Genomic DNA, 2,038 nt, shown 5'->3' on the forward strand with positions numbered 1-2,038 from the left:
TTTTCATCAGGGCTCTTTGAAGCCGAATATATGTTTGCGACTACTGTTGTCAAAAAAGAAAAATAGGTTGCCCACTTGCATTGAGTCGGTGTCCATATAAAGTTTTTAGATGTTACCGGATATTGTGATTTTGTAGCTAATAGTATTGAAGGACTTGAGAAAGAGGGTAAAATTTCTCTGGCTGAATATGTAGAAACCTGTACGGAAGAAGGAATCAATCCCTTCAAGAATGACGAAAAATTGAGGTCATTCACCTTACGTTATCCAAGTTGGCTAGAGGCACGTTTAAACGCCATAACGACTGCAAATTCCATATCAAAAAACCAGTTTATTGTCCAACTGCTAGAAAAAGAACTGGTTTCACGCTGATCTGAGGATAAGTAAGTAGTTGAGCCTGTAATAATCAGATTTTATTTGTAATATTGCCTCATCAAGAAGTGAAATTATTTCAGTATTTGGCTGCTATATGATATTGCAAAAAAGATAGGATCGTTTATATAAAACATACTTTTGTTAAGATAACCCCCACATTGAGTGGGGTAATATACGTTACCTTATTTAAATACTTATTTTTAGTGTTACGCCGCAAGCTGTTGCGTAACGTTCGAGAGAGTGAATACTAGCTTTTGACGCATTTTTTTCTAGTCTATTTACTGCTGGTTGACTGATTCCCATACGTTCAGCTACCTGAGTACTATTTAGCCCCGCTTTAGCTCTCATATTTGAAAGCAGTTCTTGTAACTCTTCTTCTCTCCTTGCTTCAAGATAAGCCTCTAAAACTTTAGGGTTCTGTAGGGCTTTCGCCTTTACTTTTGAAAATGGAACACCTTTAACTTTCATCTGAAAACTCCTCAAGACGTTGTAAAGCAAGATTAATTTCTGATGGGGAGGTTTTTGCTGTTTTCTTTATAAACGTCCGTAAAATATAAATTTTTTTCCTTTGGCAAAAGCAAAGAGAGTTCTTGTAATATCTTTTTTCCCCACTCTTAATTCAAATAATTCATTTTGTAAAAAGCGAGTATCTGGATAACGTAACTGATTTCCCTTAGCTTCTAGTTTTTCTAACGCTTTAATTACCTTACCTTGCATAGGTTCATTTAAAGCGTAAATTTCCTGTTCTGCCTCTGGATGAAAAATCAATTCAAACATTCTATCCTCTTGGATTCCATTAGTGGAATTTCTCATTCTCATATTATATACCGATAATAAAATAACTCAAAAGCTATTTATAACCTTTAAGTTATTTTTTACAACCAAATGATATATAAATATTTTGCATTAAAAAATGGAGTTGTGCATGGTTATCACTAAATTCTATGGATCATTCGATCAACCATCACCAAAAAAATCGTTTTCATTTAAACGCGAAATAGTGAATGACAATTTTTATTTATAATTAGCTAATATTATTACAGAAAAAAAGGCCATGCCGGAAGCATAGCCTTGGATTCAGGAGTAGATTTGGGGGAATTAATTATCACCCCCACTTGAGGCTAAAATGTTTGGTTTGGCCTATTTGTTGTTTCAATATTTCACTTAATTTGTATATATCAGAGTCTTCAGCATCTTCAGTATAAACGACGTAATACGTATAATCGGCACTATTTCCAGAAATTCTACCAGGGCTGTCAATCATAAGATTATAAGTTACATTATCAACAGTGACATAAAGGGTTTTACCAAGAAGTTCCATTACTTTCTGATAGTTATTCTGATTCGAGGATACAGCCAAAAACATCATGGTAGAGGATTTGGAGATCTTACCATGTCCATCATCACCTTCTTTCTTAAAATAGAACCTCAAAATATTTTCAATATCTGTATTAGCTTGCAGCCCAGTTAAAGAACCAAAATTAGGTTGATCGTCACTTGTATAACCCCATTGTATAACCTCCCCATTTTTAGTAGACCCTAAAGTGAGATCAAAAGATAGCATACTACCTCCTGAACCTCCTGAACCTCCTGAACCTCCTGAACCTCCTGAACCTCCTGAACCTCCTGAACCTCCTGAACCTCCTGAACCTCCTGAACCTCCTGA

General features: G+C 35.2%; 3 protein-coding genes and 1 pseudogene. 1 reads left to right on the top strand and 3 read right to left on the bottom strand.

All coding sequences use genetic code 11. The annotated features are described in order from the left end of the window. Positions 1–177: 177 nt before the first annotated feature. Positions 178–369, top strand: a complete 192-nt coding sequence (locus Xentx_RS19755) for a toxin-antitoxin system HicB family antitoxin (RefSeq protein WP_279625123.1) — start codon at positions 178–180, stop codon at positions 367–369. Positions 370–558: 189 nt separating this feature from the next. On the opposite strand, the gene Xentx_RS17920 is transcribed toward Xentx_RS19755, so the two are convergent. From Xentx_RS17920 to Xentx_RS19455, 3 genes and pseudogenes are all read right to left on the bottom strand, one after another. Further along, entirely contained in the window at positions 559–840 is a 282-nt protein-coding gene (locus Xentx_RS17920; RefSeq protein WP_074021852.1) for a helix-turn-helix domain-containing protein, read from the bottom strand. Continuing rightward, a pseudogene (locus Xentx_RS17925) lies at positions 830–1,149 on the bottom strand (type II toxin-antitoxin system RelE/ParE family toxin). Before Xentx_RS17925 ends, Xentx_RS17920 begins: the two are co-directional and overlap by 11 nt. A gap of 328 nt (positions 1,150–1,477) precedes the next feature. Continuing rightward, on the bottom strand, positions 1,478–2,038 hold a 561-nt coding region (locus Xentx_RS19455), incomplete at its 5' end, for a DUF7823 domain-containing protein (protein ID WP_208607607.1).

This window comes from Xenorhabdus thuongxuanensis, from assembly GCF_001908095.1.
GTDB lineage: Bacteria > Pseudomonadota > Gammaproteobacteria > Enterobacterales > Enterobacteriaceae > Xenorhabdus > Xenorhabdus thuongxuanensis.

Excerpts from the sequence above, each read along its gene's own strand:
- Xentx_RS17920 (WP_074021852.1), bottom strand. The coding sequence starts at position 840 with ATGAAAGTTAAAGGTGTTCCATTTTCAAAAGTAAAGGCGAAAGCCCTA.